General features: G+C 36.4%; 10 protein-coding genes and 1 pseudogene. 2 read left to right on the top strand and 9 right to left on the bottom strand.

Features of this window, described 5'->3' with window-relative positions:
- From J7J10_03670 to J7J10_03645, 6 genes and pseudogenes are all read right to left on the bottom strand, one after another.
- On the bottom strand, window positions 1-1253 hold a 1253-nt coding region (locus J7J10_03670; GenBank protein MCD6130029.1), incomplete at its 3' end, for a hypothetical protein.
- The gene (locus J7J10_03665) at window positions 1250-1780 is read right to left on the bottom strand and encodes a hypothetical protein (protein ID MCD6130028.1); all 531 of its coding nucleotides are present in this window, start codon (window positions 1778-1780) and stop codon (window positions 1250-1252) included. The genes J7J10_03665 and J7J10_03670, both read right to left, overlap by 4 nt.
- Before the next feature lie 8 nt (window positions 1781-1788).
- The gene (locus J7J10_03660; GenBank protein ID MCD6130027.1) at window positions 1789-1962 is read right to left on the bottom strand and encodes a hypothetical protein; all 174 of its coding nucleotides are present in this window, start codon (window positions 1960-1962) and stop codon (window positions 1789-1791) included.
- Window positions 1959-3887 (bottom strand): ribonucleoside triphosphate reductase, encoded by a 1929-nt coding sequence (locus J7J10_03655; protein MCD6130026.1) that lies wholly within the window; start codon window positions 3885-3887, stop codon window positions 1959-1961. Before J7J10_03655 ends, J7J10_03660 begins: the two co-directional genes overlap by 4 nt.
- A 288-nt stretch (window positions 3888-4175) precedes the next feature.
- Window positions 4176-4979: pseudogene (locus tag J7J10_03650) on the bottom strand (ribonucleoside triphosphate reductase).
- Between the two features lie 8 nt (window positions 4980-4987).
- On the bottom strand, window positions 4988-5671 hold the full coding sequence (locus tag J7J10_03645; protein MCD6130025.1) for an anaerobic ribonucleoside-triphosphate reductase activating protein: 684 nt from the start codon (window positions 5669-5671) through the stop codon (window positions 4988-4990).
- Window positions 5672-5869: 198 nt separating this feature from the next.
- On the opposite strand from J7J10_03645, the gene J7J10_03640 reads away from it, so the two are divergent.
- Window positions 5870-6202, top strand: a complete 333-nt coding sequence (locus J7J10_03640) for a DUF2325 domain-containing protein (GenBank protein ID MCD6130024.1) — start codon at window positions 5870-5872, stop codon at window positions 6200-6202.
- A 20-nt stretch (window positions 6203-6222) separates the two neighbouring features.
- Entirely contained in the window at window positions 6223-6396 is a 174-nt protein-coding gene (locus tag J7J10_03635; protein MCD6130023.1) for a hypothetical protein, read from the top strand.
- Between the two features lie 510 nt (window positions 6397-6906).
- Here J7J10_03635 and J7J10_03630 read toward each other — a convergent pair.
- Genes J7J10_03630 through J7J10_03620 form a run of 3 tightly spaced genes read right to left on the bottom strand, consistent with a single transcriptional unit; the run spans window position 6907 to window position 8515 of the window.
- On the bottom strand, window positions 6907-7293 hold the full coding sequence (locus tag J7J10_03630; GenBank protein ID MCD6130022.1) for a type II toxin-antitoxin system VapC family toxin: 387 nt from the start codon (window positions 7291-7293) through the stop codon (window positions 6907-6909).
- 48 nt (window positions 7294-7341) lie between these two features.
- A complete protein-coding gene (locus J7J10_03625; protein MCD6130021.1) occupies window positions 7342-7608 on the bottom strand; it encodes an AbrB/MazE/SpoVT family DNA-binding domain-containing protein in 267 nt (88 codons plus the stop codon).
- A gap of 25 nt (window positions 7609-7633) precedes the next feature.
- Window positions 7634-8515 (bottom strand): hypothetical protein, encoded by an 882-nt coding sequence (locus J7J10_03620; protein MCD6130020.1) that lies wholly within the window; start codon window positions 8513-8515, stop codon window positions 7634-7636.
- Window positions 8516-8743: the final 228 nt, after the last annotated feature.

Below are 8743 nucleotides of genomic sequence, written 5' to 3'. Positions count from 1 at the left end.
TAGTTAAATACTTTATCCTGCAAAATAAAACGAGTTCTCATTTTATCTAATAAAAGAGTAAAGGACTGCCTTGCCCTTTCATAGTTGCCTAAAGCTATCCCCTTTATGCTTATATTGAGATTTCCATTTTCCATCTTCATATCGGTATTCGTAAACCTTATATTGTGAGGCACATTCTTGCAAAGCCATACCGTTACAGTTGTCACCTTTGGTTCATTTAAAAAAACTTCGTAGAAATTGATAAAAGTGTTAAGTTTTCTAATTTCTTCTTCGCTGGGTTTTAATCTATTTATATAATCTATTCCTTTCTCTACGGCCGTATACTTTATTTCATAATCCTTTTTCAAATTACGAATTATACTTAAGTTATATACAGCCAAAACAAGAAAAGCAAAAGAGAAAATGAAAAAAAACACGCCTATCCCTTTAGATAAACGCAGGTTCTTAACCAAACTCATGTATTGTTCGGGTAGTAAATTTTCTTCATCTGTTACAAACAGATTTCCTAAGGCAGAGGCGAAATTGTTTGCATCCCTGTTGCTTATTCCTTTAATCAAATTACCAAAGAAAGGACTGCAAACAGGCACAGAAATATTATATTCTCCCTGTACTTCTTCTCCAATAAGGAAGCAAAATTTCAATTCTTTATGAAAAGTTTCCTTAAAATAGCGAATGGCACTTTCTGCCTCTACTTCAGCCATATTTGCTCTTATGGTATGTATATGATAGATGACACCGCATTTATTAAAGATAAAAAATATCCTTTCCCCACTTTTCAAAATGGCAACATTTGCCTCTTTTGTAAGACGAGAAATTAAACAGGCAACAGCACACACCTCCAGCGTAAACAGCTTTAACATCTGAAAATTTGATTGCAAAGCATGAAGTATCTTTTCTTTTTCCTCTTGAGGTGCAGCAAAATAAGCAAGTTTTAGAAACCCCTCTGTCTCCTCCACTATTTTATAATTTATAAAGAAATCTTCCCTTTCCTTCATTATGCCCATCTCGTCTATTTTCTTCCTCAAGTAAAAAGGCAGCACTCTTTTACTTGTTCTCGGCACATTCTGGACATCAAAATAAGAAAACGAGCCTGCATAATTAATATAAACATCTTCTTTTTTCGAAGAAATCATGTTTATTCTGTCTATAGGGTATGTTTTTAGCTCTTTTACTACGACACACCCCTTCCTTCTGAACCCGCGCAGGAATGAAAATTCCTCTCCCCTAATGTTTAAGGAAAGAAACTGTCTCATTGTTTATACCATACATGACAATAACAATGTCCAATAATAGATGATGGAAATTTCAACACGAATGTATTTGGAGTATCGTTCACTTTCTTATAACCTGAGAGTTCTCTCGGAGATGTCTTCTTAAAACAGAAAAGATTCATATTATAAGGCTCCAAAAGCCACCCAAAATCGGCTACATTTTCACCTATTGTTTTTGTTACCGCTCCCCTTACCGTACACCGAATAATTAAGGTTTGTTTTTCATCGCAAAACACTACATCTTTCCAACCTTCTGCTCCCAGGAAAGATTCTTTTAGATATTTTTTCTTAAATCTATTCACTACCATTAAACGGTAAGAACCTCTGTTTTTTAAATAGCTGTTTTTTTTCAAATCAAAGCCTTTCTTGTCTAATGTGGTTTTCTCTGTATAAAAGAGATTTAATCCATCCACCCTTACTGTTATCTCCTTTTTTAATTCTTTGCTATAAACTGTAGAGAAGAAAGTGACTATAAATATCAATATTAAGAAAAGCTTTAAAACACGCATTTTTCCCCCTATGCCTTAAATGTTTTTCTTTCTTTAAACTCTTCCTGCTTTCCTTTATTCCACTGACTTACAGGACGCAAGTAGCCTACACTCCTGGAATACACCTCACACGGCGTGCCCTTCACCTCTTTCAGTTCTTTTTCCAGTTTTTTAATTTTACCTAAAATTTCTTCCTTAGTCATTTTTCCTCCTTCATCTGCTCAAGTTGATCTTTAAGCTTTTGTATTTCAGCTTTAATCTTAACCTTTTTTTCTTCTTCACATATAGGACAGGTAGTGTGTTCTCCAGAAATGTAACCGTGTATGGGACAAATGGAAAAGGTGGGAGTTATGGTAAAATATGGGAGTTTGTAATTATTTATCACCTTTCTTGTTAAATTTTTAACAGACCTATAATCAGTCAAGGATTCGCCTAAAAATATATGAATAACTGTGCCTCCGGTGTATTTGCACTGTATTTCATCTTGTGAATCCAATACCTCAAATATATCATCACTCCAATTCACGGGTAGTTGAGAAGAATTTGTATAAAAAACGCCCGACCCACTACCTTGACTAATAATATCAGGAAAACGCTCTTTATCCAATAAAGCCAGAGAATAAGAAGTTCCTTCTGCAGGCGTTGCTTCCAGGTTGTAATTATCACCTTCTTCCTCCTGGAATTTCAACAATTTTTCTCTCATAAAATCAAACACCCTTAGGGCAAATTTTCTACCCTTCTCGTCGCCAACAGTGCATTTACACGGTTCAAAATTCAGGCAAGCCTCATTCATACCAATAAGTCCAATAGTTGAAAAGTGATTTTTCCAATATTCACCAAATCTCTTTTTAATCTCTCTCAAGTAATGACGAGAATAAGGGTAAAGACCAGTATCCGTTAATTTTTCTATTATCTTTCTTTTTATTATCAATGATTCTTTGGCTATTTCCATCAATTTTTCCAATCTTTCAAAAAACTCTCTTTCCGTCCCAGACAGATAAGCAATTCTGGGCATATTTATGGTGACCACGCCTATGGAACCGGTTAAAGGATTAGAACCGAATAAACCACCGCCTCTCTTTGCCAACTGCTTTAAATCGAGTCTGAGCCGGCAGCACATGCTCCTTGCATCTTCTGGTTTCATATCAGAATTAACAAAATTTGAGAAGTATGGGATACCATACTTTCTTGTCATCTCCCACATAGGTATGTAATTTTCGTTATCCCACTCAAAGTCCTTTGTAATGTTGTAAGTCGGAATGGGGAAGGTAAAAGGTCTTCCCTTTGCATCGCCCTCTGCCATCACCTCACTAAAAGCTTTATTGAACATGTCCATCTCTTTTTGGAATTCACCATAGCCTGCATCTTGTAATTTACCGCCAATAATTACTGCTTTATGCTTCATAAAATCAGGTATCTTTAAATCCAGTGTAATATTGGTAAAGGGTGTATTGCCCGTAATAAAAATTTTTCCATTTCTTCTCGCAATTACAGTCTCGTTCTCTGTATTGGGACACCAGATAATGCCTTCATACTCAACTTCTTTAATCTTATTGATATAAGTATCCCTATGCTTGATCACTCTTATGATAAATCTATCTTTCTTAGACAACTCATTATCCGGTTTTCGCACTAAAACCGTTGCCCCATATCCTGCATTCACGATTACCTGTAATAATCCATCCCGTATAGCCTCAGAAGTAGTAACAATTTTACACCCCTCATAACCATCACCTTGAATATAGGTTTCTATAAATAGTCTTGAAGACTCCGTATCTGCATTAAGAATAATATCGGGGATAAATTTAATGCCCCTTTCTTTATTAGAATCAAAGTAATTCAAAATTTTTCTGGTGCTGTCTGCATCAAATCTTATGATATTACAATCGTCTCCAAGGCCTTGTTGAGTTCTTTCAGTATACTTCAGTCCTAAATTATGGCATATAGCAATAATTTCTTCATACTCATATGGACTTTTTACTTTTGATTGATAGATACTAATTCTACCATCACCTCTACCGCTTTTATCCAAACTGCCTTCAGAAATTACCCACGCAATCAACTTAATTACATCTTCACTAATGGAAACATCTCCTTTTATATTTCCTCCGCTTCCAATCGGTACCATAAATGGTGATTTTAGTTTTAGAACATCTTCAACTTTTTCCAAAACATATCTTTCTGAGTTAAATTTCCTTCTAACTATCCTGTGATCCGGTGAAATTAACTGATCGCTGATTCGGTTTTTCAAATTATACATCTTCCCCTTATACTCTCTGGCAAAGACATGTTTAACCGGCAAATACTCTAAAAAACCACCATCTACATTAAAAGTAACAATCGTATCTCCTTCTCTGACCTCATTATATTTTTTCCAGCCATCTCTTCCAAGAATTTCCGTATCTTCTGACATACATTGAAATCCCACTCTTGTAGGTACATTCATATTGAATAAAAATTCCTGCAATGCCTGTTTCACCTGTTTGTAGTCCATATTATCGTATCTAATAAATGGACTCAGATATGTATCGAAATTAGAAAAAGCCTGCGCTCCAGCCGATTCACCCTGTAATGTGAAGAAGAAGTTTACACATTGGCCTAATGCAGCTCGAAAATGCTTGGCTGGCCTGGATTCTATCTTTCCTGATACTCCCCCAAAACCTGTCAGGAGCAAATCTTCTATATCCCAACCTACGCAGTAGGCTCCTAGAAAATCCAGATCGTGAATATGGAAATCACCGCTTCTGTGGGCCTGAGTAATCTCTTTGGGATATATCTTCGTCAGCCAATATTCCGAAACCACCTTTTTTACGATGTAGCTATTCAGGCCCTGTAAGGAGAAACTCATATTTGAATTTTCCCTCACCAGCCAATCTGATTGATAAAGATATGCTTCAATAAGACCGGCAGGGTCTAACAGCTTTTTTAATTCTCTTAATTCTTTATGTTTTTGACGGTAAAGTATATATGCCTTCGCCGTTTCATAGAGTTTACTGTCTACCAGGACATATTCTACAACATCCTGAATATCCTCCACACTGGGTATATTTTCTTCACCATATCTCTTTTCCAGGATAAGCAAAGCTTCTCCGCCCAGCTTTTCTGCCAATTCGTAGTCATCCCTGTCTGTTGCTTTTAACGCCTTATATATAGCAGTTGTAATTTTATCCAGTTTAAAATCTACGATTTTGCCATCTCTTTTTACGATGCGACCGATCATTCTTCCCCCTATCTTCTTATTTCACAATTATTTACAAAATTAAATGCCGATTTTTTTAAATTTTGTATCTCTTCCTCAGAAAATTGTTTTAAATGAGAACAATCTCTCAATGTATTTTCCAGTGAGCATACCTGAAGGAAATAATTTTTTGCTCCTTTAACCAATTCAAAAATCTGCAGAAAATCCTCATAGGTAAGTGCAGGATAAAGGGTTGTGCGGAACTCATAATCTTTAAAGTTCTTTATCATATCTATAGAATCTTTTATCTTACCTGTATCCACATATGCCCCTACTACTTGTTCATATTTTTCAAGCGGTGCTTTCACATCCATAGCGATATAATCCAGGATATTCTTTTTGATACAACCGTCAACAACTTCTGGATTTGAACCATTTGTATCTAACTTTACCAAAAACCCCATCTCCTTCACTCTTAATATCTGTTCTATTAAATCATTTTGCAATGTAGGTTCACCACCTGTAAACTCCACCGCATCTATCTTTCCTTTTCTCTTCCCTAAATATTGCCATATTTCCTCTAAAGGGATGGGTTTCGCATATTCTTCCGGTAAAACCAAACTGCGGTTATAACAATATGCGCAGCGAAAATTACAACCTATGGTAAAGATAATGGAACATATCTTACCAGGATAATCCGTAAGACTTGTTTTTTGAAACCCACCTACTTTCATAAAGTAATGTTATATTAAATACTGTCTGTAGTCAATTTACAAAAGCTTAACAAATGTCTCTAGCATTCAGCTTGACAAGTGTCGTAGAGAGTTGCAAGTAAAAGTTTTGTCAAAACTTTTACTTGACAAAGCAGAAACGATGTTATAATATTAGCTCATCCTAACTTTTTTAGGATAATAAAACTACAGGAGGCAGCAATGGGAAAGAAATTTTTAAAAGGTAAAAAGATAGCTTATGTTGGTGGTGTAGATTCAATAGTGCAACACTATAAAAGATGTGTAGAAAAATGGGGCGGTGTATTTCATCATCATCGTGGAAAAAGCGCGCAAGGCAAAGAGGCTGTGGGAAGGGCGATAAATACAGCGGATGCTGTGTTCTGTCCTTTAAACATAAATAGTCACTACGCATGTAATACGGTCAAAAATGCATGCAGAAAATCTGGTAAGCCTGTTTATTTTTTACGCACATCCAGCATAAGCACCTTTCGTAATGCACTGCTTAAGTGGGGTAAAAATTCACAGAGTGCATAGATTATACTACTTTCATAAAAATGGATGGTGTATTTGCTGTTCTAAGAGCAGAAAAAACCACATTTAAAACAGCAAAAGCAATGCAGGAAATCCTGGAGAAAAATGTGCATGTAAAGATAATTGGTGCTATCTTAAATGATATGAATCCATCCTTAGCTAAATATTATGGAGACTATCGTTATTACCAATCTTAGCTTTTCGTGAGCTATTTTTAGTCTTTTTATTGTAGCGGGTAAGTTTTTGTTTACTTTTTGCTCACTCAAAAAGTAAAAAGAATATTAGCCACTGGATTTCCTGGATTACTCTGGATTAGAATAAATAAAAATAAAATGTTTTTTTCTTCGGAGGTATTCTTGAAAATCCGCCTGCCCTGCCCCGTGTAATACTCCCCCCCGCTCTTGGGCGGGGGAAAGGAAAAGGGGGGTCGTAGAGAATATTAGCTACTGGACCTTCGCCCTTTTGTCATTCCGCCCCCGCATCGGTGTGCGGGGTGACATTACTTGATGCGGAATCTGGATTCCCGCATTCGCGGGAATGACACAGGAAAAGGCAATACTTGTATCATAGTAATCCTAAAGCAAATACACTATAAATAACTATTTCCCCCCCGTTTCCCCGTAACCTCATCACCTTGTTACTTTGTCACTTCTTCCTATTTACTCCTCAACTCCTAAACTTTTAAACTTCTCAACTTCTTTCCCGTTTTAACTTTCTAACGTTTTAATATTTTCAGTTGCCCAATCTTCGACTTTCAATTTGCCAATTCGACCAAACTCTTTTACATTATGAGTAACAACAGTCAGCCTGTTTGCCAGGGCAATAGATGCGATCTGTGTATCTCTTTCTCTGATAACCATCCCTTTTTTTTCAAGTTGTGTCCTTATAACAGCATATTTCCAGGCCGCTTCCTCATCAAAAGAATACAGGCCCAGCAACGACGATATCTGTTCTATTTTCAATCGCCTTTCTTTCTTTTTTATCGGAGACTTTTCTATCCCGTATAATATTTCAGCCAGGGTAATGGTTGACAGTGATAAATCTGCTGGAACCTGCTTTTTAATCCGGTCAATTACTCTCTTATCACCACGCATCCAATAACTTATGATATTTGTGTCAAGCAGGTACATATTTCCCCCAAATTAATCCAAACTAAAGTCTTTTGATGGCAATGCCTCAGGTGTTTTAAAATCCGGATCCACAGAAAAAGCTTTCCAGAACCCCTCCGGCCACCTGCTTCTTTCAAGAGGTTCAAGGATTACCTTGTCGCCCTTTTTGCTGATTTTTACTTCATTTCCCTTAAAACGAAAGGCTTTGGGTATCCGAACCGCTTGCGATCGACCGTTTTGAAATACTTTTGCTGCAGATGATTTTTCTTTACACCTACACCCGCACCAATCAGCTGATATTAAATGTATATTGTAGGTTTGATCCTTATCGCTCTGCTTTCTGTTTTTTTGCTTTTTCCAGCCATTCCAGGAAGAATGCTAAGAATATACTGAAAAACAGTCCTACAACTAAAGCGATGACGGTATTCAACTTTTTCTTTGGCTTCACAGGGTATTGCGATACTTTAGCAGTTTGAACAACCTTTACTCCCTCAATAGAGTTTTTCATAAATTTAAGGTTTTCTGTTTCATCTTGTGTCCATTTAAGTTGACTGTACAACCCATTTACATAGGCAATATTTTGCTGAATGGTTGTTGTATAGAGAATTACACTTAGAGAAGACCTTTTCTTTTCCTTTAATAACCCTTCTCTTTCTTTTGTTAAATTTTCTGTATTTTCCCTCGCTGTTTTTAGCGCGAGACTAATTGTGTTTTTCCTTCTTTGCAGTATATCTAATCTTTTTTCAAGATTATCCTTTTTTGCTTTTATTCTATTCCCATATCTGTTTTTGATTAAATCAATGAGTTTATCGACGATGGCTTTTCCTTCCTCTGGTTTATCTGTTTCATAAGAGATATTTATAAGCTGGGTACCTTTTTCTATCTCTGCCTTGAATTTAGGCGGGGCTTTCAGTTGAAATGTCTCCATTATTTTACTGGAGAATACATCGTTTTTTACCATTCCTACAACATTCTGGGGAGTATCTATATATAAGACTTTCCCGTCGGGCAAAATATTCCACACACCGAGTCGAACAACGCAGGAAACCTTGTATACCTTTGGCAAAAATGAACTTATTAAAAATGCTGCAACTGCGCAAAGAACGGTTATTATCAAAATAAGCCATTTTCTCTTTGCAACAACCTTGTAATATTCGTAAAGGTCTATCTCATCATCTTCATGAGAAGGACGCATCTGCTCATCCATGTCTTTTCTTATACCTTATTGTCCTGTAGAATGTCAAGGTGTCAGTCAAGGTGGGGTCAGCCCTTGACATAGGACATAATTTCTGTAATCTTTCTTCTTAACATCTTATCTTTCTTCAACCTTTCCAAGAATCTCCAATAGGCCTTGGCTACCGCCGAATAGCTGATATTACCAAACTGTTCACCTATCTGCCTATTTGTAAGACATGTATGCTTTTTAAGCAGATAG

Source organism: Deltaproteobacteria bacterium, assembly GCA_021159305.1.
Classification (GTDB): Bacteria; Campylobacterota_A; Desulfurellia; order JAGGSF01; family JAGGSF01; genus JAGGSF01.
This window is presented reverse-complemented; position numbering and strand designations above follow the sequence as displayed.